The organism is Haloarcula sp. H-GB5 (genome assembly GCF_054850705.1).
The window spans coordinates 96,688-117,880 of sequence record NZ_JBTWBG010000002.1 but is presented as its reverse complement, the minus strand read 5'-3'; the positions used below and the strand labels follow the sequence as shown (position 1 = coordinate 117,880).

Here is a 21,193-nt window from a genome sequence, read left to right as displayed (position 1 = left end):
TGAGCAACGTGTTTTCGAGCGGCGGGGTGAGTGGAGGTATCGCACTCTATGCGTGCTGAAGTGGGTGAGAGCGCAACCATTTCCCCACAGGCGACAGTCGGGTACGAGTACAGTGACGATGTCTCACCGGCAGTCCTCGGCACAGGGGCAACGGTACGGCCGGGGACAGTCATCTACTGTGACGTCGCCATTGGAGCATCGTTTGTCACCGGACACAACGCACTGGTCCGGGAGCAGACAACCATCAGCAACGATGTCGTACTTGGAACAAACGCCGTTATTGATGGGAAGACGGACATTGGCTCTCATGTCAGCCTGCAGACGGGGGCATATGTCCCATCACAGACGACCATCGGGGACAACGTCTTCCTCGGCCCACATGCAGTCCTGACAAACGACCGGTACCCTGTACGCAACGGGAGTGGACTGTCGGGGCCAACCATCGAGGACGGCGTCACCGTTGGAGCGAACACCACAGTGTTACCCGATGTGACTGTCGGCGAGCACAGCTTTGTTGCTGCAGGCGCCGTCGTCACGACGGATGTTCCGGCGAATAGCCTGGCGGTTGGCGTCCCGGCCACCTACGAACCACTGCCGCCTGAACTGGAGACACGAAACAGGCTAGAGCAATGATTAACCTCGCCACACCTGACATTGGAGATGCGGAGCGCGAGCGGGTGCAATCAGTGCTCGATAGCGGACAACTGGCAGATGGCCCACAGGTGCGAAAGTTCGAAACCGAATTCGCCACGCACTGTGGAGCTTCGCATGCCGTTGCTACCGCCAACGGGACGACAGCCCTCCACGCCGCGCTGGAGGGGCTTGGCATTGGAAGTGGCGATCGTGTCCTGACGACGCCGTTCTCGTTCATTGCGAGCGCGAACGCAGTTCGCCTCGCCGGCGCGGACCCGGTGTTTGCCGACATCGATCCAGCAACGTACACACTGGACCCTGATAGTGTTGAGCAGACTATTGCGGCCCACAGTGGGGCCGTCGACGCTATCATCGCTGTCCATCTCTACGGGTTGCCTGCCGACATGATCAGGTTGCGCAGGATCGCTGACGAACATGACATACCACTGGTGGAGGACGCGGCACAGGCCCATGGAGCGGCCGTCAACGGTGAGCCGGTCGGTAGTCTCGGCGATGTGGCCTGTTTCTCCTTTTATCCAACGAAGAACATGACTACTGGCGAGGGTGGGATGGTTGTCACCGATGACCCTGCGGTCGCTGCCCGTACGGAACGGTTCGTCAACCACGGTCGTGGCGACGACGGCTACACGGACGTAGGGCATAATTTCCGGATGACGAGTATCGCTGCCGCCATCGGCCTAGCACAACTAGAATGTCTTCCAGAGTACGTCGCGACACGGCGTGAACACGCGACGATACTGACGGATGCACTCTCGGAAACTAATCTGACCACACCAGTCGAGCCGTCCGGCCGACAGCACGCGTACAATCAGTACACGGTCCGCTGTCAGGATCGGGAGGGGTTAATCGACCATCTCACCGCCCACGATATCGGATACGGTATTTATTACCCGACACCGATCAACGAACAGGAAGCATACAGCGGTGTTACTGCCGACACACCCGAAGCGAAGCGAGCGGCTGCGGAAGTATGCTCCCTGCCGGTTCATCCGGCGCTGGAGCAACGTGAGGTCAGGCGAGTGGCGGAGGTGGTCCAGACGTATGGGTGAGACGCTTGATGTCGGTGTTATTGGCGTCGGGGCAATGGGTCGGCACCACGCTCGTGTGTATAATGAGCTCTCCGGGGCGACGCTGATCGGCGTTGCTGACGCCGACGCAGACCGAGCAAGGCAGATCGCTGACGAAAATGGGGTCCGGGCTTGCGACAGTGCGGAACTGTGTAGGCAAGCCGATGCGGTTTCAATCGCCGTCCCAACGCGGTACCACGCTGAGGTTGCTCGACAGTGTATTGAAGCTGGTACTGGGATGTTGATTGAAAAGCCGTTCGTTACGGAGACCACGACCGGGCGCGACCTCATCAACGCTGCGGATGCCGCGGGCGTGACTCTTCAGGTAGGCCATATCGAGCGGTTCAACCCTGTGTCAGAGGTCTTGGAAGAGGTTCTCGCAGATATTGATGTTATTTCTGTTTCGGCCAAGCGGCTAGGGCCGTCAGTTGATCGCACCGTCGAGGACTCGGCAGTCACTGACCTCATGATACACGACATTGATCTGGTCTGTCATCTCCTGCCATCCTCGGTGTCAGACATTCAGGTCAGCGGCGCTGCGCAGGGTCGATACGCGACGGCCACATTAGAGTTCGCTTCCGGTGTTGTTTGCTCGCTGACGGCAAGCAGGGTCACGGAAAAGAAGATCCGTCAGTTCAAAATCACCGCTGATTCCTGTTACGTGACCGCTGACTTCATTGATCAGTCGTTGGAAGTCCATCGCCAGTCAGTTCCAGAGTACGTTGCCACGGACAACGAGGTTCGGTACCGTCATGAGAGTATTGTCGAGAAACCAGCAGTACGGGCCGGTGAACCACTCAAGCGTGAACTTGAGTCCTTCCTCAATGCTGTACAGACGAACAGCCAACCCCGTGTCAACGGTGAGGCCGGAATCAGAGCCGTCGAGTTAGCACAGACTATTGATCGAAAAGCATTCGACACGGGATCTTCGGAAGGAGAATTTATCACCAATGCACAGACAGACTGAGTCAGTAGGTGGCGTTTACGGGAACGACGCCGCTGCTGATTGGGTTCAAGCTACGTTTGAAAACGGTGAGATTACGGTCGCAGTGTACGGACTCGGCAAGATGGGGCTCCCCCTAGCTGGTGTGTTTGCTGATGTCTGTGGTGCTGTCATCGGTGTCGACATTGATCCGGCAGTCGTTGAAAGTGTTAATACTGGTAACTGCCACGTCCAGCGCGAACCGGGCCTGCCCGATTTGGTGGCAGACCGTGTCGCCGCCGGGGACCTCTGCGCAACATCTGACCCGGCCGCTGCAGCGGCTGCAGCGACCGTTCACGTTGTCATCGTCCCGACGCCACTCACGGACACGTCTGAGCCCGACCTTTCGATGCTTGACGCTGCAATCGACGGGCTTGCGGAGGGTATCGAACCCGGCGATCTCATCATGATAGAGTGTACTGTTCCACCACGGACGACTGCTGACCGCGTCCAGCCCAGCGTGGCTGCAGCATCCGGGTTAGACACCGATGCGTTCGGTGTCGCGTTTTGTCCCGAGCGAACCGCGAGTGGACGCGCTATCCAGGACATCCGCGGCGCGTACCCGAAGATCGTTGGGGGTGTCGACGATGAAAGTACCCGACTAGCCGAGTGTATCTATGCGAGTATCAATGACAGCGGTGTTATCACTGTCGCCGACGCAACCACTGCCGAATGCGTCAAGCTGTTTGAGGGGTTATACCGTGATGTCAACATCGCGCTGGCAAACGAGCTAGCGACATTCACCGACGAGCTCAGCGTCGATGTTCGGGCAGCAATCGAGGCTGCCAACACACAACCGTTCTGTGACATCCATGATCCCGGACCAGGGGTTGGTGGCCACTGTATCCCAGTCTACCCCCACTTCCTGATCCAACCGTTTGACACTGAGACGCCATTGCTTGAGACCGCACGCGAGGTCAACGATTCGATGCCGGTGTTTACCGTCCAGAAACTCCGCGAGGAGCTGGCCGCCGATGGCGTCGAACTGGCCGCAGCCAGCGTCCTTGTGCTTGGGCTGACCTATCGGCCCGGTGTCGAAGAAACACAGACATCGCCAGCCCGGCCAATCGCAGAGCGGCTGTCGGCGGCTGGGGCCGATGTCGATGGGATTGACCCCCTTCTTGACGATACCGCCGAGTTCGAGCTCGATCAGCTACCGCTTGAACAGGCGACAGAGAGGGACTACGACGCTATCATCATGGTTACACCGCACGACGAATTCGAGGCACTGGACTGGGACTCGATGGGCCGACCAGCGGGCTCAGTCGTCATCGCCGGGCGGGACACACTGACGCTGTCTGAAACCAACCATCGTGTCTACACTGTCGGGCGCGGAAACGTAGAGTAAACGCAGACAATCCAGTCAGCTGTTCCGCCGAAAAAATACTACCCCGGCCAGTCCACGTGCCGGGATGCCACGACGCATCCACACGGCCCCTGTACGGTGGAGCGAGCTCTTGTTCACCAGCCCGTCTGCAGGCTGTCGCGTGGACTGGCCGCGCTCTCCCCGGACCGTTCCCTAATACCTGCGACCGAAGGAATGTTGCCTGTTGAGCCCCTGAATAAAACCAATGGGACACGCTGAATCTGAACTACTGGACGTGGAGCGTATCCGTGAGGATTTCCCCATCCTCCAGCGCGAGTTCGGCGGCGAGCAAGTGGTGTATCTCGACAACGCGGCCACCACGCAGACGCCCGAACCGGTCGTCGAGACCATCGCCGACTACTACCGGACGACCAACGCCAACGTCCACCGCGGCCTCCACCAGCTCAGTCAGGAGGCCAGCGTCGCCTACGAGGACGCCCACGACCGCGTCGCCGAGTTCATCGGCGCGTCGGGCGAACGCGAGGAGATCATCTTCACCAAGAACACCACCGAAAGCGAGAACCTCGTCGCTTACGCCTGGGGCCTGAACGAACTTGGGCCCGAGGACGAGGTCGTCCTCACGGAGATGGAACACCACGCCTCACTCGTGACGTGGCAGCAGATCGCCAAGAAGACCGGTGCGACCTGCCGGTACATCAGCGTCGACGAGGACGGCACGCTCGACATGGACCACGCCCGGGAAATCATCACCGACGACACCGCGATGGTCAGCGTCGTCCACGTCTCGAACACGCTGGGGACGGTCAACCCCGTCTCGGAACTGGCGGACATCGCCCACGACCACGATTCGTACATCTTCGTCGACGGCGCGCAGTCGGTCCCGAACCGCCCGGTCGACGTGGAGGCCATCGACGCCGACTTCCTAGCCTTCTCAGGACACAAGATGGCCGGTCCGACCGGTATTGGCGTCCTCTACGGCAAGAAACACATCCTCGAAGAGATGGAGCCGTACCTCTACGGCGGCGAGATGATCAAGAAAGTCACCTTCGAGGACGCCACCTGGAACGACCTTCCGTGGAAGTTCGAGGCCGGCACACCGGTCATCTGCCAGGGCATCGCGCTCGCGGAGGCCTGTGACTACCTCGACGACATCGGGATGGAACGCATCCAGCGCCACGAAGAACAGCTCGCACAGTATGCGCTGGAACAGCTCCAAGAGGAGGGTGACGTGGAAACGTACGGTCCGTCGGCGGGAACGGAGCGCGGTGGCCTCGTCTCGTTCAACCTCGACTCGGTGCACGCTCACGACCTCTCCTCGATCCTCAACGACTCCGCCGTCGCTATCCGCGCCGGCGACCACTGTACGCAACCGCTCCACGACAAGATGGGCGTCCCTGCCTCTGCGCGAGCCTCGTTCTACATCTACAACACGCGCGAGGAAGTGGACAAGCTCGTGTCGGCTATCGACGACGCCCGACAGTTGTTCGCGTAATCGCACGCTCAGTCCCTATATGGGATGCAACAGATGGTATTTTCAGTTGTGATATAGTGCCGATGTACACGGCAGCTATATGACACTCCGACGATAACTTTTGTCGGGACGATGACTGATACTGATGAAGCGGAGCGGCCGCTGACGCCTGCATCGCTCGATTACACGCACCTCCCCGAGCAGACGATGTACAAGGTGTCGCTCGACGATGCCAGCCACTTCGAACAGGGTGGGGACGACATCCGGACGTATCCGGTGTGTTTCACGAACGAATTCAAGCTGCTGTACTTCGAGATGGACCCTGGCGCGGTCATCGACTGGCACACGCACGCGCCCAGTTTCGACGAGGTGTGTCTGTGCCTCGATGGCGCTGCCAGATACACGCTGGAACGTGAGGACGGAGACGAGCAGGTCCTCAGGGCAGAGCAGCGTGAGTTCGTCTATCTACCTGGTGGGGCGCGGCACAAGATCGAAACAATAGGTGAGACCACGCATCAAGGACTAGTCGCGATGCCGCCGGACTCGGTTGGACGACTCGAATTGCTCGAAGGGGATGGACCGGCTCAGACAGCGGACTGGCCGGTTGCGCTGTGGGTCGACCGGATCCGGGACGAAGTCGTCAGGAAAGACGAGAACGCTGTCACGGAGTAGCCCCGGGAAGCGTGGATGAGTGTCACCGGTCTGCAGCGAGATAGATGACGGCTAGCTCATAGAGTGCGGGGTTCGGAGTCGCAATCGGCCGAGCCGCCTGTACGCTGGCCAGCGCATCGGAAAGCGGCCGCTTTTCCTCGGCAGCGAGTGCCGTCGCAATCAGCGTCGCACTCCGGGAGACACCGGCTTTGCAGTGAATCAGCGCCGGGCCGTCCGCTCTGACGAAGCGCCGGGCGGTATCGACGGCCGCCTCGAACGCCGTCCATTCGTTGCCTGCACCGTCGATAAGCGGGTGGTGGGCGGTCGTGAGCGGGTAGGCCTCGCTCGTCGCCGAAAGCACGTGTTCGAAGGACTGATTGTGTGCCTCGGGCCGTGCCGCGTGTTTGTTGCCGAGATACAGCGCCCGGTTGCCGATCTGACGGATTACCGGCTCGTCGCTGACGAACCCCACGGGCCGAACGGCATGGTCAGTTGGAGACGGAGCGTTGTTCTCTCCCACAGAGTGACAGACCGGACGGCGGCAGTAAATATTACCCACTGGCGGAGGAGAGCCTGCCGGACCGCTCAGGCTGTCAGTGGTTTCCGGTCGCAGGACAGCAGACGTGCGAACCGATACCTCGGAACGTTTTTCCGACTGACAGCCGTATCATAGTTCAATTATGGGTATCGGTGGCTCGGATATGTACCGGCAGCAGATCCTCGATCACTACAAGAACCCCCGGAACTACGGGGAGATCGAGGACCCGACGTTTACCCACATCGGCGAGAACCCGATGTGCGGCGACGAGATACGGATGGATGTCGTCCTCGACGAGGACGAGGAGACCATCGAACAGGTCGCCTTCCAGGGCGACGGCTGTGCCATCTCACAGGCCTCCGCGTCGATGCTCTCGCAGGAACTGGCTGGGATGGCGGTCGAGGACCTGAAAACGATGGACCGCGACGATATCACAGAGATGCTCGGCGTCGACATCTCGCCGATGCGCGTCAAGTGCGCCGTCCTCGCCGAGAAGGTGGCCCAAGACGGCGCGGAGATCTACTTCGGCGAGAAGGACATCGACCGGACGACGACTGAAGACGACGACTGATACCTGCGGCCCAAGCCAACTATGTGAGGGTCAGTTCACATACCGACAGTATTCTTTTCACTCTACGCTGTCCACCACTCGGTCTATGCCAGACAACGAGTGGGACCCCGACGACTACGACGGTGGCCACGGCTTTGTTGCCGAGTACGGAACGGATGTGGTCGAACTACTGGACGCCCAGCCGGGCGAACGCGTCCTCGACATCGGCTGTGGAACCGGCCATCTGTCCGCCGAGATCGCCGACCGCGGCTCCGATGTGGTCGGCATCGACACCGCCGAAGAGATGGTCGCCCAGGCTCGCGAGCACTATCCCGACCTGACGTTCGAAGTGGCCGACGCCGGCGAATACGACCCCGGCGCGTTCGACGCCGTCTTCTCGAACGCCGCTCTACACTGGATCCCCAGAAAAGGCCACGACGCCGTTCTGTCGATGGTTGCCGATGCACTGACCGAGGACGGCCGCTTCGTTGCGGAGCTTGGTGGGCAGGGAAACGTCTCGCAGGTCGAGGCCGCTGTACGGGCCGAACTCGCTGACCGTGGTTATGAAACTGAGAACCCGTGGTACTTCCCACGTCTCGGCGAGTACACGTCACGTATCGAAGCGCACGGCCTAGAAGTCACCGCGGCGTGGCTGTTCGACCGGCCGACAACGCTTGAGGGCGGGACAGCGGGTCTGCGCGAGTGGATCGAGATGTTCGGCGATGCAGTACTGACACCCGTTGCCGAACACGAGCGCGAGGCCGTTCTTGACGGGATCGAGGAGCGCCTGCGGCCGGACCTGTACGATGCCGAGACCGAGACGTGGACCGCCGACTACCGGCGACTCCGGTTCGTCGCCAAGCGGTGAGAATATCGCGGCCCGCCCGGGGACAGCTACGCGAGGAACACGTGCCGCGGGCGGTCGGCCAGCACGTCCCGACCCCAGTCGACCGTCTCAGAGAAGTCGTCGGAGCGGAAGAACGCCATCGCGTCCTCCTGTGAGTCCCACTGGCTCGCGATGAACATGTCGTTCTCGTCGTCGTGGTTGAACAGCAGCGAGGTCTCGCGGTGGCCGTCCATCTCTTCGAGCAGGCCGCCGACGGTGTCGAACTTCTCGACGAAGTCCTCGTGGTACTCGGGCTTGACCGTGTAGAACATCCCCATCGTCCCGAACCCGTCGCCCTCGCCGTGGCGGCCGACGACGCCGGGGAGGTCGGTGAGGTAGTCGCTGGCGGTCTGGGCGGCGTCCTCGGTGTCCCACAGCGATGCGACAGCCGCGACATCGCCGTCGGTGTCGCCGTACACCGTGGTCTGGACGTGCGTGTCGTAGCGCTCGAACGCACTCCGGAGGTCCGCGACCTCCTCGTCAAGCGTTTCCGCGTCGGCTTCGGAGTACACCACGAGGGCGTACACGTCCTCGCCGTGCGGTTGCCCGGCGTAGACGCCCGCGGATTCGAGCGTCTCGCGGATGGACTGGGACGACTCGGCGGTCTGGGCGTCGCTGTCGTCCGCAGTCTCGGCGCTCCCGCCATCCTCACCGAGGGAGCCACCGAACTGTTCGTCGACACCATCGATATCCTTCAGGAATCCGGCCGCCGTCTCAGCAGCGTCTTTCGCCGTCCAGATGCTGACGACGTAGGTCTGACCACTGTCGGCACGCACGGCCGTCCGGACGTGGCGGTCGTAGTGGTCGAAGTTGCTTTCGAGGTCGGAGACATCGTCGACAATATCCTCCGCATCGGCCGAAGAGTGGAACACCAGCGCGTAGTCGCCGGCGTCGTACGCGTCGCCCTCGTGCAGCCCCAGCCGACCGAGCCGCTGTGCGGCGTCGTCTATCTCCTCGAAGTCCGCCGAAACGTCAGGCCGACCGCCCGAGCTACTTGCAGAATCCGAATCTCCCTCGTCGGACGAGTCCTCGGAATGCGGATGGTCGCCTTCGCTGGCGCTCCCAGGATGGGTCCCGCCGTGGCTGCCGGTGTCACCGCCGGCGTGTGCCCCAGCCTGTGCGTCGCTCGCTGTAGGCTCCTTGGCCTGACTGTGATTCGTGCTGGCATCAGCCGGCGCGTGCTCGTGTTCCGCAACGTCCGCCGGCGTCTCCGGAACCGACTCGCCATCGGTCGGTACGCGCTGGCCAGCCAGCACGGCCGGCAACTCGGCTGGGTCGAACTTCCGGCCGACGTAGAAGGGGCCGAACTCGGCGAACTGCGAGGTCGAGGGGTCGAAACGCATCTCGGTCAGCAGTTCCTTGATGTGGCGCATGTCGTCGCTCCAGAGCGTGATGCCCCACTCCCAGTCGTCGAAGCCAATGGAGCCGGCGATCATCTGGCTCACCTCGCCGCCGTACCCGCGACCGATGTCGCCGTGCCGTTTGATGTGGGCCGCCCGCTCCTCGAAGGACGTGTCGTACCAGTTCTGGTCGGGCTGGCGGCGCTTGCTCATCGGGTAGAAGCAAACGAACTCCTCGTCCGGCACGTCCGGGTGGAGACGGGCCTGAATGTACTGGGCCAGCCCGGAGTCGTCGTCGACCTCGCCCTCAAAGTACTCGCGGGACTTCTCGGTGTAGCCCGAGGCCTCCGTCACGGAGACGTAGGAGAACTCCTGCTCGGTGAAGGCGGCGAACTCCGTCTGCTCGAAATGGCGTTCGGCCGCGTCGAGGTCGCCCATCGTCGGCCGCAGGTGGAGGATCATGATGTCGGCTTTGTGGCCCATGACGGTGTACACCGCCGTCTGCCCCTCCTCGGCGTCTTCGACGGCTTCGTAAGCGTCGAGGAAGCCGATCCCCTCCGAGAGCGCACGATCGCGGACTCGCTGGGGAGCGTCGCGCCAAGCGTCCCAGTCGATACTCCGACAGTCGTGCAGCGCGTACCAGCCCTCTTCCGTGGCTGGCGGCTTGCGTTGGTCCATAGGTATCGATTGCAGGTCGACAGTAAGGAAACTTCTCATGTCGTTCCGGGACGGGGACTTCTGGGCCAGCAGTTCAGGGTATGCTTTTATTAGTCCAACGTGACAGCGAATCTATGTTGTCGCATGAACAACCCAATCGATAGACGGGTCGCAACTGCCCTCCAGTCGTACACGGTACTTGCGGTTATTGCCATTCTCATCGGTGCCGCCGTCGTACCGTATGCGGCGTCGGTTGCCGAAGATGACGAACAGTACGTCGCTGTAGTGAACATCGACGAAACGATTTCCAGTTCTACCTCACAGGACACGGTACAGGAGCTCCGCGAACTCCGTAGCAACGAGTCAGTCGAAGCGGTCGTCCTCCGGATATCGAGCCCCGGTGGGAGCGCCGCCTCCAGTGAGTCGATGTATCTGGCCGTCAAGCGGCTCTCGGCGGAGAAGCCGGTGTACACGAGCGTCGACCAGTACGCCGCCTCCGGCGCGTACTACACCGCGGTCCCGAGCGACCGCATCTACGTGACGCCGGCCAGCCTCGTTGGCCACGTCGGCGTCATTGGAACCGCGCCGAGCGACGGCCTGAGCCCCGCCGCCACCACTGGCCCCGACAAGGCCCATCGAGGGATGACGCGTGACCAGTACTACGCGAGCCTCGAATCGATGAAGCGAGCCTTCGTCGGTGCGGTCATGACTGAACGCGGTGACAGGCTCAACGTCTCCCGCGAGACTGTCGCTGAGGCGTCGGCCTATCAGGGCGGTCGCGCAGTCCAGACCGGCTATGCGGATGAAGTCGGTGGACTTGAAGCTGCGATAGCCGGCGCGGCTGAAGAGGCCGGTCTCTCGGAGTATCAGGTCGTGTACACCAACCCCGCGGACCCACAGGGGATATTCCTCCTCAGTGGCGGAAGTGGAGCCAGTGGGAACGCGACCGTCGCTGCCGAAGGCGCACCGTACACGTACCAGGGCGTCGATACAGTCCACTTCCTCATGATATACGGCACGCCGGAGAACCAACAGGTCATCTACAACAGCACCGCACAGGGAGGTGCCTGAAATGTCAGCCGATAGCTCACGTTCGAGTCCAGTCATTCGAGCAGGGTTTTTCGTCGGGATACTCGTCCTGTCGGTGATTGTCGGCACCGTCGCGATCGGTGGCAGTGCACAATCGGCTCCCGATGTAAATCAGGTGGACGCCCCGTCGTTCAACAGCGACGAGGGCGTCGCGACTCCAGCGGACGAGAGCGGTGACCTCTCGATGTCGGCCGACGCGTCCGGGAAGGTCGTCGTTATCGACGTCGCTCACGCTGGCGATATCGACCGCGAAGCGCTCACGCCGCTCGTCTCAACCCTGACCGAGAACGGAGCGACGGTGCGCTACCACGTCGGTGAGCGACAGAGTGGGAGCCCGCTCAACGAGTCACTGCGTTCGGCTGACGCCTTTGTCGTCCTTGGCGCGGAACAGCGCTACACCGAGAGTGAAATGAACGGTTTGACCGCGTTCAGCGACGCGGGCGGTCGCGTGCTCTTGCTAAACGAGCCGTCACAGGCGAGTCCCGCCGGACTGGGGCTTTTCGGCCCGATTCGGTCGGATAGCGTGACCATGCCGATGGCCCCACTGGCGAGCCAGTACGGCCTCTCGTACGGGAACGGCTACCTGTACAACATGCACGAGTACGACACCAACTACCAGAACGTCTACGCCACGCCAACAGGAGATACGGAACTCACAGAGGGCGTCGACCGAACAGTCTTCTACGCCGCGATCCCCGTCCAAGGCGGTGACACCGCCCTCACGACGACGGAACAGACCACGCTCTCGAAGACCCGGCGACAGGACACGTACGGCGTCGTTGCCCGCTCGGGGAACGTCGTCACTGTCGGTGACACGAACGTGTTCACGCAGGAGTTCCTCTACCGGGCCGACAACGAGCAACTGGTCGGGAACCTGCTTGACTTCCTCGTCACGGGCGAAAAATCACCCGAAGACGCGCCACAAACCCAGGAATCCGGCCAGTCCGGACCTGGTGGATCGCTCCCCGGTACCGGAGTGGGCGGTGGCGGCGCATTGCCGTCGGAACCGGATTCGACTCCGACTCCCGAACCGAATGAGACGATGATGCCCGACGAGTAGGGCATCACCAGGCGTTTGCGTTGGGTATACTGGTAGAACAGGAATAACGCAGCAATTGCCGAACCGCGGCGAGTGCAGTCAGTCGTCGAGATCGAACACGCGGCGCAGTTCACGCTCGATCTCGTCGATGTATTCGGAGAGTACGGCGTCGAGTTTCTCGTCGTCGACGATGATCGCCGAGAGCCGCTCGGTCGGATTCTCCGGCAGTTCGACGCTGAACTCGCCGTCCTCGTAGAACGGCTCCGACTCGTTGAGGATCTGCTGGTCGATCGCGTGGACCAGTTCAGAGTCGTACGTGTCGTTCATCCGCTCGAAAGCGTTCTTGTAGGCCTTCTGCAGTTCCGGGAAGTAGTTCGCGTACTTGTCCTCGAACTTCTCGGGATCGAACTCTGTCATTGCCAGAACGGTACGGGGCTGGGGATAAAGATGGCCCGATGTTCAGCGTTGTATCGTGCGTGCGTCCTTCCGGGGGAGGTACATCGTGAGGTACGCGACGAAACAGATGCCGAAGATGCCACCCAAGACGAGAAAGACGCGGATGTCCAGCCCGGCGATAGCTGCGATGATCTCTTGCAGCGTCGTCCGCGGGTTCGCGAAGCCGAACGTCTCAGTGTAGGCTAGCAGGCCGGCGACGATGACGAGTGCAATATCGAACAGGCCCCGAGAGTCCATCGTGGGGTGTTCGGAGAAGCGGACGTATAGCTTTTATTGCTGATACTGGTGGCAGCGTCGTCAGTCTCACTGCCGCGCGGTTTGCTGCGTCCCGGTTACGATACTTGTTCGCTGATAATCTCGTCGGCCGCCTCGATAAACGCTGACTCCTCTCCAGACGGGATAGTCGCACCCGCTGCGATGTCGTGCCCGCCGCCGTCGCCGCCGACGGACTGGGCGGCGTCACGCATCACGACCGACAGGTCGACGCCCCGGCCGACTAGCGGGCCGGTCGCCCGAGAGGACACTTTCGTCTCGTCTTCGTCGGTGCTGGCAAAGGCGATGATTGGTTTGTCCGAATCGACGCCATCGGTCCCCAGCGCCATCCCGGCGACGATGCCGACGATGGTCTCGCGGATTGCATCGCCGGCGTCGAACCACTGGACGGTCCCGGCCTGTGTGACGCCGCGCTCCTTGACGAGCGTGAGTCCCTCCGAGAGGTTTCGCCGGTGGTTCGACAACAGCGTCCGCGCCCGTTCAAGCGGCGCATCGCGCTCGCCGAGACAGACGGCCAGTCCCACGTCCGCCCGCTCGTAGCGGGCCGTGGCGTTCAGCAGCGTCGAGAACTCGCTCGCGTCCCGGAGTTCCGTCCCGCGCGGTTCCGCGGTCAGCGTGTAGGTCGTGCCGATGAGCGTCTCTATCTTGTCCGCCGGGACGCCACGCTCGACAGCGCGCTGGACCAGTCCGCTGGCGACAGTCTGGCGCTCGTCGTCCGAAAGGTCCGCCCACGTGCGCCAGTCATCATCGGATTTGAGATCCAGCCCGAGTCCTTCGAGGAACCGCGTCGCGCCGGCCTGGTCATTCGAGATGCCCGGGATCGGCACTTCGGTCGCATATTCGAGTAGTTTCGGCAACGGCCGGGTCTGTTTGCCGTACAGCGAAAGGTCGGTCCCCTCCTCCAGCACGTCGGCGTCAATGCCCTCCTCGACGAGGCCGGCGTTGGCTCCGACGAGTTCGCCGCCGACGGCCTGCATATCCCCGACCGCGCCGACGACCGCCAGCGCGGCGAGGTCTCGATTGTCCGTCGCTTCGGTCGAGAGCGCGCGGGCGAGGACATACGCTGCGCCCGCACCCGAAAGCTCCGACGCGCCATTGATGCCTTCCAGCAGCGGATTGAGATGCGTCTCGAAGTCGGCGTAGCCGTCGGTGTCGACGACCGCGTCTGGGTGGCAGTCACCCGGGTCCGACGGCTGGTGGTGGTCGGCGATGATTGCCTCGAAATCGCCGGCGGCGACGTGCTCGGAGATAACGTCTAGCTGGCCGGACCCGAAATCCGTGAACAGCACGGTGTCGTACTCGCGGGCCGCGATGCTCTCGATTTCGGCGGCGTCGAGTTGCTTCTTGAAGACGGTCTCGACAGGAATGCCGGCCCGCGACAGCGCCGCGGTGGCGATGGCAGCGCTGGTCAGCCCGTCGGCGTCGATGTGGGAGGCCAGCAACACGCGGTCAGCCGCCCGGAGTCGGTCGGCGCAGGCGGCCGCGCGGTCGGCGAGCGCTGGAACGGGGCCGGTCGTAGTCATCGTACCGGGGATAGGTACGCTCCGGCATAAAAACGTTCAGACGCGCAGGCAGTCGTACCAGAGTGACCTGTCCCGTCAGGCGACCTCCCGCTGGTCACTGAGCGTGACCGTCCGGTCGGCAGTCTCGACGGTCGTTCGAATGGTTATCCAGCCGTCCGCCTGTTCGATAGCGTACGCGTCGCTGAATGACAGGTCGACGCGTCGGGTCGTAGTGTATGACCCCTCCGCTTCAAGAGTACCCACGTCCTCGGAGCCCTCCCAGACCACATCGCCATCGGTCGAGTTACCCGCGTAAATACGCGTGTAGACGGTGACATCCGCCGCCGTGCTGTTCTGCTGGTTTGCCAGCGTCGAGGTCACGTCTCGGCAGGTGCGGCCACACTCCTCGATGGAGTCGACGGAGAGCGTAAACGGCGGAGTACGTGCTGCGCCGCCGTCAGAATCACCAGTGTCGGTGGTTGCAGTGTCACTCTCGGCTGCTCCGGTGGTTGCCGTCGGGAACTCCGAGCGGTCCTCGCCGCTTCTTTCCGCCTGAAACGGGCCGATACCGGCGACGAGCGCACCGCCGACGCCCGCTAGCAGGAGCGCGACGACGACGCCGACAGCGAGTAGCTTCCGGTCCATCGGCCTACACACCTGCACCCGTCGCCGCTCCGCTCACGGCCGGTCCGGGGCTGGCATCGCTCCCACCGGCGAGGAACTCCTGAACCAATTCGATGCTCGCCGTCATAAAGTCAGAGACCGGATCCGGGAAGCTTCCGGGCGGGCCGACGGCGTTCCGCACGTCGTCCCCGCCCGCTGTGGGGAGGGTCGCGCCGGTGAGGAGTGCGAGCAATAGCGTACCGACCATGCGCAGTGTAGTCCGTGTCATCAACGCCTGTTGGTTGTTTCCGGCATCCATCAAGTAGTCAGACAGTAAAATCGAATAGCCACGGGTTTCCGACGTTGTGACCCATTAAGCCCGTATTAAATCGAGTAATACCCTGTTATTATAATATCTACAGTCATACAAAGTGACATGAGTATTGTCACGTCCGAGCCGCAGTCGGAATCGATTCGAGTTCCTGTCCGACCGGAGCAGTCTCGATGAGTCTGCTCCGACGGTTCGCGTTCGCGATCCGTGCCAAGCTCAACGCTCTTCTCAGTCGGACTTCGGACCCGGCGGCGGAGCTTGACTACTCATACGAGCAGATGCGGGACGAACTGCAGGACGTGACCCGCGGTATCGCCGACGTGACGACCCAGAAGAAACGCTTAGAGATCCACCGAACTCGGTTGCGGTCGAACGTCGAGAAACACGACACGCAGGCCCGGGCCGCCCTGCAGGAAGGACGCGATGACCTCGCGCGCCGGGCGCTGGAAAAGAAGCAAGTGAACGTCAGCCAGATAACGGAGCTGACAGGGCAGATAGACGACCTACAGGACACACAGGACCGGCTGGTCGGCAAGCGGGCCGAACTCAGCAGCCAGATAGAACAGTTCCGGACGAAAAAAGAGACGATGAAAGCCCGCTATCAGGCCGCCGAAGCGTCGGCGCGGGTTTCGGAGGCGTTTACCGGCGCTGGCGATACGATGGCCGACGTGCACCGCTCCATCGAGCGCGCGACGGAGCGTACGGAGCAGATGGAGGCGCGCGCGGCCGCGCTGGAGGAACTCGAATCGAGCGGTCAACTCGAATCCGTACTCGACGAGAGCGACTCTATCGATCAGGAACTCGACCGCCTCTCCAGCGAGCGGGCGGTCGAGAACGAGCTGGCGACGCTACGGGCAGAGATGGACGAGCGCGAGGCCGTCGAAGAAGCCGCAAAATAGCTCGGGCAGGCGTCGAAACCATACAGAGCCGTTATTCGTGGTGTGTCGGAGCGGCCGCCTCGACAGCCTCGCAAGCCAGTGCCTCGAAGTCGGCCTGATCGGGAACGATATCGACCGAGATGCCGGCGTCCTCGGCCGTCTTCCGCGTCGGTTCGCCGATTGCGCCGACAGTCGCCTCGTTCAGCCCGTCGACGGCGGCCGCGCGGAGACCGCGGTCCGCGGCCGTATCGAGGAAGTGCTCGACGGTGAGCGAAGAGGTGAATAGCGCCGCATCGAGGTCGCCGTCGGCTGCCAGCTCCGCAGATTCGCCCGATTCTGGAGGCCGGATGAGCCGGTACAGCACGGTTTCATGGACGTACGCACCGGCGGCTTCCAGTCCGTCAGTCAGCACTGCGGAGCCGTGGTCCGACCGGGCGACTTCGACTCTTGTGCCGGCCACCGCTCCGGACAGCGTTTCGACAAGTCCCGTCGAAGAGTATTCCGCGGGAATGATGTCGACGCCGTAGCCGGCCTCGTGAAGCGCCTCGGCGGTCGCCTGGCCGATGGCACACACCGTCGCCTCGCCGGGGTCCCAGCCAGCTTCGGCGGCGAGTTCGACGCCGGTCTTGCTCGTCAGGACGACGTAGTCGGCGTCAGTACGGGGCGTGGCTGGCCTATCGTCTCCATCACCGTCGGCATCGTCGGCCGTCGCCGGTTCGACGGCCAGCATCGGGTCCGGAATCGGGTCGGCACCGAGCGATTCCAGCAGTTCGACCGCATCGTCGAGACGCTCGTCGTCGGGGCGGAAGGCAGCCACGCGCAGGCGCGGTTCCTCGCGCATCAGTACCCCTCCAGGAACTCCACTACTCGCTCTCGCTCGCCGGCTACCTCGCCGATGACGGTGATAGCGGGCGGTTCGATACCGGCCTCGTCGCGGACCGAGACGATAGTGTCGAGCGTGCCGGTAGCGACCTGCTGGTCGGGCCAGGTCGCGCGTTCGACGAGCGCGACTGGCGTGTCGGAGTCCATCCCGGCCTCGCGCAGGGCCTCTGTGTACTGGGGCAACTTACCGACGCCCATCAGGACGACGAGCGTCCCGCCGGTCGCCGCAAGAGCGTCCCAGTCCACAGCGGATTCGTCCTTCGTCGGGTCCTCGTGGCCGGTGACGAAGGAGACCGAAGACGTGTAATCTCGGTGCGTGACCGGAATCCCGGCGGCTTCGGGGCCGGCGATAGCGCTCGTAATTCCCGGAACGATCTCGACGGGAATTCCGTTCTCCGCGAGATGGGCCAGTTCCTCGCCGCCGCGGCCGAACACCGTCGGATCGCCGCCTTTCAGCCGGACGACGGTGTTACCCTCCTCGGCCAGTTCCACTAATCGGGCGTTGGTGTACTCCTGTGGCGTCCACTCGCCGCCGGCGCGTTTGCCCACGTCCTCACGTTTCTCCTCTGGAATCATCCCGATGATTTCCGGGCCGGGGAGCTTGTCGTGCAGCACCACGTCGGCCTCCTCAAGCAGGCGTTTTGCCTTGACCGTCAGGAGGTCCGGGTCGCCGGGGCCGGAGCCAACCAGATACACCTTGCCGGGTGCAGCGTCCGTCATTCCTCGTCTTCCTCCCGCGCCGTCGAGGCGTCGTCGTCCGCACCCGTCGAGTCCCGCTTTGCCTCGGCGATAAGGTCGTCAGCGCCTTGTTCGGCGAGTTCCGCCGCGAGGTCCTGTGCCGCGTCAATGTGGTACTCGGCCGGGATGTCGCGGCCAACCGAGACTTCCTCTGTGCCGTCCTGTGAGAGGACGCGCACTCGCGTGTGGACGACGCCGCCTTCCAGGTGGGCGTGGACGCCGATTGGCGCGACACAGCCACCGCCGAGTTCTTCGAGAATCGTCCGCTCGACGGTCGTCTCGACGCGCGTTTGTGGGTCGTCCAGCCGGTCTTTGATGTCCAGTGCGAGGTCACCGTCGACGGCAGTCACCGCCAATGCGCCCTGTCCCGGAGCCGGCACGAATCGGTCGGGGTCGAGGTCGGACATCCCGACATAGCGCGTGAGCCCGGCGCGGTGGAGCCCCGCCTTCGCCAGCACGATAGCGTCGTACTCCACGTCCGGGTCCCGCTCCATCGCCCGCCGTTCGAACTCGGTGAGGTCGTCGAACCACTCCTCAACGGTGCGGTCGTAGGGGTGCTCTTCTTCGTCAGTGTCGGACTCGTCGGTGTCGGAGTCCTCGGCATCGTCCGTCTGCTCCTCTTCGGCCTCGTGGCGCTCCTGATGTTCCTGCTGAAGCGACGGGGCCAGCAGTTTTGCAAGACGTGTATCGACGTTGCCCCGGAGCGGTTCCACGGTGAGGTCGTCGCGCTCGGCGAGCAACTGCGCCTTGCGTCGCAGGCTCGACGTACCGACGGTCGCACCCTCCGGCAGTTCGTCAAGCGAGCGGCCCTCGGGCGTTACCAGCACGTCCTCAGCGGCGGCCCGCTCGGGGACCGCCGCGACGACGAGTCGGTCTGGCCGTTCGGTCGGCATATCCTTCATCGAGTGGACCGCCGCGTCGAGTTCGCCATCGAGAACCTTCTCATCGAGGCTGCGAACGAACGCGCCGGTCTTTCCCAGTCGGTGAATGAGTTCGTCCCGTATCTGGTCGCCCGTCGTCTCCACCTCGACGAGTTCGACCGCCAGTCGGCGACTGCTCAGCGAATCCCGAACCGTCGCCGCCTGGCGCAACGCGAGGTCCGAGCCCCGCGTCGCCAGTTGCAGTGTCTCCCCGCGTGTTGTCATACCCGACACTCCTCGGTCAGCGCGTAAAAACGCACTTCTTCGCCGATTCGCTGGAGTTACGCAGCCGTCTCAGCGAACGCAGCTCCGAGCACGCACTGCGAAACGAATCCTCCAACAAATGCCGTCACGCCGCCAGCGACGAGGGCGAAGTCGATCAGTCTGTTGAGCGTGTCGACGGGACCGACGCTGATTGTGAGGACTACGTACGCGTGCAAGAGAACGTACATGATTGGCAGAAAGACCGCCGTACAGAGCACGCCGGCAGCCGTCGCGCGTCGGATGACCGGCGGGACACGGCTAGCGACAGGGAAGGAGTTGGGCAGGGCCATCGGATGCGGCTTCGTGGGCGATCGAAGTAGTTCTATGGTGCAATCCGCGGGCCGTCACGACGCGTTACCACGGCTCGTTTTTCAGGCCGAGCAGGTAGGCGATGCCGTTGGTCACGACATGTAGCACCGGCGTCGCGACGACAACGACGACCAGCACCGGGAGGGTGAACGTCTCGGTGAACCACGACGGCGCGGTCACGAGCGCACAGAGCAACGCTCCGACGACGAAGTCCAGCTGATCCAGCCCGGGGAACGCCGCCCCGCGCTCGCGGCCCGTCCGGCGCTTGAGGAAGGACGCACCGATGTCCCCGAGCATCGCACCGAAGGCGAGTCCGAATCCCGCGCGGACCGAAAACGTCGGGAGGTCGGCTCCCAGTGCAGCGCTCACGCTAGGCTCGGCCTGCGTTAATCCGAGCGCGAGTAGCGTCCCGGCGGCGGTGCCGATGAGCGTCCCGCGCCAGGTCTTGCCGTCACCTAGCACTCGTCGCCCGCCCCACGTTCGGCCGCCGTCTATCGGTCTGCCGCCACCGGCGAGTACCGCGGCGTTGTTCGGGATGTACGCCGGCAACATCGCCCACAGCGCCCAGACGACCGTGTCGACCGTCTCCATATCCCCGCCGTCTTCCCCCGTCGTCTTAATCTGTGTGACTCACTGCTGTGCGGTTGGCGAGAGTGGACACAGACTCCGGGACTCACACGGGTATGGCTACACCCGTTGCTAGCCACGAAGTGAAAAAGATCGAGAACTGGCCTCAGAACGGCGCTTCCGGGCCTTCGTCTTCGTCGCCGCCAACGTCGCCACCGCGGGACTCACCGGGGAAGGACGGACTCATGCCGCCGCTACCGCCGGACATCCCTTCCTGCTGTTCCATCCCAGTTCGGGCGGTGACCTCGTTGATCTCCGGGATCTCCTTGGTCATGCGCGTCTTGATGGCCTGAATGGTCATCGGCGAGATGCCACAGCCGGAACAGGCGCCGCCGAGGCGGATCGTGACGCTGCCTTCCTCGCGGTCGATCTCCTCGATGGCCGCGCTCCCGCCGTGCATCTGGATCTGGGGGAAGTTGCGGCGCAGGAAGTTCGTGATTCGCTCGCGCAGGTCGTTGGCGTCCTCTGTTTCAGTGCTCATAGTGAATCATATTCCGTCCCGGGAGGGCTTAGACCTTTGGACTAACATCTATATGACGGGCGAGAAACCGCGACCCGCGAGCACCTGCCCGTAGTTACCTTGAACATACCTGAAGCTTCTACCGCCGGGGCGAGTAGCCCGTCCTATGACACCCCCCGCTGACGGACCACAGCTGTTCGAGTGTGAGACCTGCGGCGGCATCGGCATCGGCGACAATCGCCCGGAGTGCTGTAGCGAGCCGATGACGGCGACCGAGATAGAGGAGACGGCGGTCAGCGAGCCGTCACTCGAAACTCTGCTCAAGACGGTCTTCGAGATGTCCGGCACCGAACTGGACGTCTGTCTCTGCGTGATGGAGGGCGGTGAGTTGACCGTTGCAGCACTGGCCGAGCAGATCGGCTACGACCGGAGCGTCGTCGCACGGCATCTCAACCATCTCGCCGACCTCGGTGTCGTCGAGAAACGCCGGCGAATCAGGCCGGAGGGCGGGCACGTGTACGTGTACACCCCACAGCCGGCCGAAGTAGTGCGTGAGCGGCTCCGCGGGGCGTTCCTGTCGTGGGTTCGGCTGGCGACCGCGCAGTTGGACGACCTGCAGCGTGAAAAGGTCGAGGCGATAGCCGACGCCGAAACCGACGAGCGACAGTGGACCGTGTTTCAGGAGCAGTAATTGTGAGT

25 protein-coding genes are annotated in these 21,193 nt (G+C 63.0%); 12 read left to right on the top strand and 13 right to left on the bottom strand.

Annotation, left to right across the window (positions count from 1 at the left end):
* Positions 1–48 precede the first annotated feature (48 nt).
* The 6 genes from ACYJ11_RS08500 (at position 49) to ACYJ11_RS08475 (ending at position 6,173) form a co-directional block, all read left to right on the top strand.
* Entirely contained in the window at positions 49–633 is a 585-nt protein-coding gene (locus ACYJ11_RS08500) for an acyltransferase (RefSeq protein ID WP_461647470.1), read from the top strand.
* Entirely contained in the window at positions 630–1,703 is a 1,074-nt protein-coding gene (locus ACYJ11_RS08495) for a DegT/DnrJ/EryC1/StrS family aminotransferase (RefSeq protein WP_461647469.1), read from the top strand. Before ACYJ11_RS08500 ends, ACYJ11_RS08495 begins: the two co-directional genes overlap by 4 nt.
* Positions 1,696–2,688, top strand: a complete 993-nt coding sequence (locus ACYJ11_RS08490; RefSeq protein ID WP_461647468.1) for a Gfo/Idh/MocA family oxidoreductase — start codon at positions 1,696–1,698, stop codon at positions 2,686–2,688. The genes ACYJ11_RS08495 and ACYJ11_RS08490 overlap by 8 nt, the downstream gene beginning before the upstream one ends.
* Positions 2,672–4,051 carry a nucleotide sugar dehydrogenase gene (locus ACYJ11_RS08485; RefSeq protein WP_461647467.1) on the top strand — a complete coding sequence of 460 codons (1,380 nt, stop codon included), beginning with the start codon at positions 2,672–2,674 and terminating at the stop codon, positions 4,049–4,051. The genes ACYJ11_RS08490 and ACYJ11_RS08485 overlap by 17 nt, the downstream gene beginning before the upstream one ends.
* Before the next feature lie 223 nt (positions 4,052–4,274).
* The gene (locus tag ACYJ11_RS08480; RefSeq protein WP_188977555.1) at positions 4,275–5,522 is read left to right on the top strand and encodes an aminotransferase class V-fold PLP-dependent enzyme; all 1,248 of its coding nucleotides are present in this window, start codon (positions 4,275–4,277) and stop codon (positions 5,520–5,522) included.
* Between the two features lie 111 nt (positions 5,523–5,633).
* Positions 5,634–6,173, top strand: coding sequence for a cupin domain-containing protein (locus ACYJ11_RS08475; RefSeq protein ID WP_461647466.1), 540 nt, complete (start codon positions 5,634–5,636; stop codon positions 6,171–6,173).
* A 22-nt stretch (positions 6,174–6,195) separates the two neighbouring features.
* Here ACYJ11_RS08475 and ACYJ11_RS08470 read toward each other — a convergent pair whose 3' ends face one another.
* Positions 6,196–6,672, bottom strand: a complete 477-nt coding sequence (locus ACYJ11_RS08470; RefSeq protein WP_461647465.1) for a dual specificity protein phosphatase family protein — start codon at positions 6,670–6,672, stop codon at positions 6,196–6,198.
* Between the two features lie 160 nt (positions 6,673–6,832).
* Here ACYJ11_RS08470 and sufU point away from each other — a divergent pair, with 160 nt between their 5' ends.
* Positions 6,833–7,261: a Fe-S cluster assembly sulfur transfer protein SufU gene (gene sufU / locus ACYJ11_RS08465; protein WP_461647464.1), complete on the top strand. Its 429-nt coding sequence runs from the start codon at positions 6,833–6,835 to the stop codon at positions 7,259–7,261.
* Positions 7,262–7,346: 85 nt separating this feature from the next.
* Complete coding sequence (locus tag ACYJ11_RS08460; protein WP_461647463.1) at positions 7,347–8,108, top strand: methyltransferase domain-containing protein; 762 nt, start codon at positions 7,347–7,349, stop codon at positions 8,106–8,108.
* Between the two features lie 26 nt (positions 8,109–8,134).
* Here ACYJ11_RS08460 and ACYJ11_RS08455 read toward each other — a convergent pair whose 3' ends face one another.
* The gene (locus ACYJ11_RS08455; RefSeq protein ID WP_461647462.1) at positions 8,135–10,144 is read right to left on the bottom strand and encodes a heme-binding protein; all 2,010 of its coding nucleotides are present in this window, start codon (positions 10,142–10,144) and stop codon (positions 8,135–8,137) included.
* A gap of 123 nt (positions 10,145–10,267) precedes the next feature.
* On the opposite strand from ACYJ11_RS08455, the gene ACYJ11_RS08450 reads away from it, so the two are divergent.
* Positions 10,268–11,194, top strand: a complete 927-nt coding sequence (locus tag ACYJ11_RS08450) for a S49 family peptidase (protein ID WP_461647461.1) — start codon at positions 10,268–10,270, stop codon at positions 11,192–11,194.
* Position 11,195: 1 nt separating this feature from the next.
* Complete coding sequence (locus tag ACYJ11_RS08445) at positions 11,196–12,272, top strand: DUF4350 domain-containing protein (RefSeq protein ID WP_461647460.1); 1,077 nt, start codon at positions 11,196–11,198, stop codon at positions 12,270–12,272.
* A 78-nt stretch (positions 12,273–12,350) separates the two neighbouring features.
* Here ACYJ11_RS08445 and ACYJ11_RS08440 read toward each other — a convergent pair whose 3' ends face one another.
* From ACYJ11_RS08440 to ACYJ11_RS08420, 5 genes are all read right to left on the bottom strand, one after another.
* Complete coding sequence (locus ACYJ11_RS08440; RefSeq protein WP_170097653.1) at positions 12,351–12,668, bottom strand: DUF5783 family protein; 318 nt, start codon at positions 12,666–12,668, stop codon at positions 12,351–12,353.
* A gap of 42 nt (positions 12,669–12,710) precedes the next feature.
* Positions 12,711–12,944 carry a hypothetical protein gene (locus tag ACYJ11_RS08435; protein ID WP_421642858.1) on the bottom strand — a complete coding sequence of 78 codons (234 nt, stop codon included), beginning with the start codon at positions 12,942–12,944 and terminating at the stop codon, positions 12,711–12,713.
* A gap of 95 nt (positions 12,945–13,039) precedes the next feature.
* On the bottom strand, positions 13,040–14,503 hold the full coding sequence (locus ACYJ11_RS08430; RefSeq protein WP_461647459.1) for a DHHA1 domain-containing protein: 1,464 nt from the start codon (positions 14,501–14,503) through the stop codon (positions 13,040–13,042).
* Between the two features lie 75 nt (positions 14,504–14,578).
* A complete protein-coding gene (locus ACYJ11_RS08425; protein ID WP_461647458.1) occupies positions 14,579–15,127 on the bottom strand; it encodes a hypothetical protein in 549 nt (182 codons plus the stop codon).
* A gap of 4 nt (positions 15,128–15,131) precedes the next feature.
* The gene (locus ACYJ11_RS08420) at positions 15,132–15,353 is read right to left on the bottom strand and encodes a hypothetical protein (protein WP_461647457.1); all 222 of its coding nucleotides are present in this window, start codon (positions 15,351–15,353) and stop codon (positions 15,132–15,134) included.
* Positions 15,354–15,589: 236 nt separating this feature from the next.
* Between ACYJ11_RS08420 and ACYJ11_RS08415 the strand changes: the two genes are divergently transcribed.
* Positions 15,590–16,315 carry a PspA/IM30 family protein gene (locus ACYJ11_RS08415; protein ID WP_461647456.1) on the top strand — a complete coding sequence of 242 codons (726 nt, stop codon included), beginning with the start codon at positions 15,590–15,592 and terminating at the stop codon, positions 16,313–16,315.
* A 31-nt stretch (positions 16,316–16,346) separates the two neighbouring features.
* Here ACYJ11_RS08415 and ACYJ11_RS08410 read toward each other — a convergent pair whose 3' ends face one another.
* The 6 genes from ACYJ11_RS08410 to ACYJ11_RS08385 form a co-directional block, all read right to left on the bottom strand.
* Positions 16,347–17,135 carry a uroporphyrinogen-III synthase gene (locus ACYJ11_RS08410; RefSeq protein ID WP_461647455.1) on the bottom strand — a complete coding sequence of 263 codons (789 nt, stop codon included), beginning with the start codon at positions 17,133–17,135 and terminating at the stop codon, positions 16,347–16,349.
* Positions 17,135–17,896: a uroporphyrinogen-III C-methyltransferase gene (gene cobA / locus ACYJ11_RS08405; RefSeq protein WP_461647454.1), complete on the bottom strand. Its 762-nt coding sequence runs from the start codon at positions 17,894–17,896 to the stop codon at positions 17,135–17,137. The genes ACYJ11_RS08410 and cobA overlap by 1 nt, the downstream gene beginning before the upstream one ends.
* Positions 17,893–19,059 (bottom strand): hydroxymethylbilane synthase, encoded by a 1,167-nt coding sequence (hemC, locus tag ACYJ11_RS08400; protein WP_461647453.1) that lies wholly within the window; start codon positions 19,057–19,059, stop codon positions 17,893–17,895. Before hemC ends, cobA begins: the two co-directional genes overlap by 4 nt.
* A gap of 56 nt (positions 19,060–19,115) precedes the next feature.
* Entirely contained in the window at positions 19,116–19,388 is a 273-nt protein-coding gene (locus ACYJ11_RS08395; protein ID WP_461647452.1) for a hypothetical protein, read from the bottom strand.
* A 64-nt stretch (positions 19,389–19,452) separates the two neighbouring features.
* Positions 19,453–19,998, bottom strand: a complete 546-nt coding sequence (locus ACYJ11_RS08390) for a CDP-2,3-bis-(O-geranylgeranyl)-sn-glycerol synthase (protein WP_461647451.1) — start codon at positions 19,996–19,998, stop codon at positions 19,453–19,455.
* A gap of 142 nt (positions 19,999–20,140) precedes the next feature.
* Positions 20,141–20,515: a NifU family protein gene (locus ACYJ11_RS08385; RefSeq protein WP_058993009.1), complete on the bottom strand. Its 375-nt coding sequence runs from the start codon at positions 20,513–20,515 to the stop codon at positions 20,141–20,143.
* A gap of 145 nt (positions 20,516–20,660) precedes the next feature.
* Here ACYJ11_RS08385 and ACYJ11_RS08380 point away from each other — a divergent pair, with 145 nt between their 5' ends.
* Positions 20,661–21,185 (top strand): helix-turn-helix domain-containing protein, encoded by a 525-nt coding sequence (locus ACYJ11_RS08380; RefSeq protein ID WP_188977523.1) that lies wholly within the window; start codon positions 20,661–20,663, stop codon positions 21,183–21,185.
* Positions 21,186–21,193 lie beyond the last annotated feature (8 nt).

Bases quoted from the DNA above. Each gene is read 5' to 3' on its own strand.
- cobA (WP_461647454.1), bottom strand. From the start codon at position 17,896: ATGACGGACGCTGCACCCGGCAAGGTGTATCTGGTTGGCTCCGGCCCC.
- ACYJ11_RS08455 (WP_461647462.1), bottom strand. From the start codon at position 10,144: ATGGACCAACGCAAGCCGCCAGCCACGGAAGAGGGCTGGTACGCGCTG.
- ACYJ11_RS08490 (WP_461647468.1), top strand. From the start codon at position 1,696: ATGGGTGAGACGCTTGATGTCGGTGTTATTGGCGTCGGGGCAATGGGT.
- ACYJ11_RS08385 (WP_058993009.1), bottom strand. From the start codon at position 20,515: ATGAGCACTGAAACAGAGGACGCCAACGACCTGCGCGAGCGAATCACG.
- ACYJ11_RS08495 (WP_461647469.1), top strand. From the start codon at position 630: ATGATTAACCTCGCCACACCTGACATTGGAGATGCGGAGCGCGAGCGG.
- ACYJ11_RS08430 (WP_461647459.1), bottom strand. From the start codon at position 14,503: ATGACTACGACCGGCCCCGTTCCAGCGCTCGCCGACCGCGCGGCCGCC.
- ACYJ11_RS08450 (WP_461647461.1), top strand. From the start codon at position 10,268: ATGAACAACCCAATCGATAGACGGGTCGCAACTGCCCTCCAGTCGTAC.
- ACYJ11_RS08395 (WP_461647452.1), bottom strand. From the start codon at position 19,388: ATGGCCCTGCCCAACTCCTTCCCTGTCGCTAGCCGTGTCCCGCCGGTC.
- sufU (WP_461647464.1), top strand. From the start codon at position 6,833: ATGGGTATCGGTGGCTCGGATATGTACCGGCAGCAGATCCTCGATCAC.
- ACYJ11_RS08500 (WP_461647470.1), top strand. From the start codon at position 49: ATGCGTGCTGAAGTGGGTGAGAGCGCAACCATTTCCCCACAGGCGACA.
- ACYJ11_RS08420 (WP_461647457.1), bottom strand. From the start codon at position 15,353: ATGGTCGGTACGCTATTGCTCGCACTCCTCACCGGCGCGACCCTCCCC.
- ACYJ11_RS08460 (WP_461647463.1), top strand. From the start codon at position 7,347: ATGCCAGACAACGAGTGGGACCCCGACGACTACGACGGTGGCCACGGC.
- ACYJ11_RS08475 (WP_461647466.1), top strand. From the start codon at position 5,634: ATGACTGATACTGATGAAGCGGAGCGGCCGCTGACGCCTGCATCGCTC.
- ACYJ11_RS08415 (WP_461647456.1), top strand. From the start codon at position 15,590: ATGAGTCTGCTCCGACGGTTCGCGTTCGCGATCCGTGCCAAGCTCAAC.
- hemC (WP_461647453.1), bottom strand. From the start codon at position 19,059: ATGACAACACGCGGGGAGACACTGCAACTGGCGACGCGGGGCTCGGAC.
- ACYJ11_RS08485 (WP_461647467.1), top strand. From the start codon at position 2,672: ATGCACAGACAGACTGAGTCAGTAGGTGGCGTTTACGGGAACGACGCC.
- ACYJ11_RS08425 (WP_461647458.1), bottom strand. From the start codon at position 15,127: ATGGACCGGAAGCTACTCGCTGTCGGCGTCGTCGTCGCGCTCCTGCTA.
- ACYJ11_RS08480 (WP_188977555.1), top strand. From the start codon at position 4,275: ATGGGACACGCTGAATCTGAACTACTGGACGTGGAGCGTATCCGTGAG.
- ACYJ11_RS08390 (WP_461647451.1), bottom strand. From the start codon at position 19,998: ATGGAGACGGTCGACACGGTCGTCTGGGCGCTGTGGGCGATGTTGCCG.
- ACYJ11_RS08445 (WP_461647460.1), top strand. From the start codon at position 11,196: ATGTCAGCCGATAGCTCACGTTCGAGTCCAGTCATTCGAGCAGGGTTT.
- ACYJ11_RS08435 (WP_421642858.1), bottom strand. From the start codon at position 12,944: ATGGACTCTCGGGGCCTGTTCGATATTGCACTCGTCATCGTCGCCGGC.
- ACYJ11_RS08440 (WP_170097653.1), bottom strand. From the start codon at position 12,668: ATGACAGAGTTCGATCCCGAGAAGTTCGAGGACAAGTACGCGAACTAC.
- ACYJ11_RS08410 (WP_461647455.1), bottom strand. From the start codon at position 17,135: ATGCGCGAGGAACCGCGCCTGCGCGTGGCTGCCTTCCGCCCCGACGAC.
- ACYJ11_RS08380 (WP_188977523.1), top strand. From the start codon at position 20,661: ATGACACCCCCCGCTGACGGACCACAGCTGTTCGAGTGTGAGACCTGC.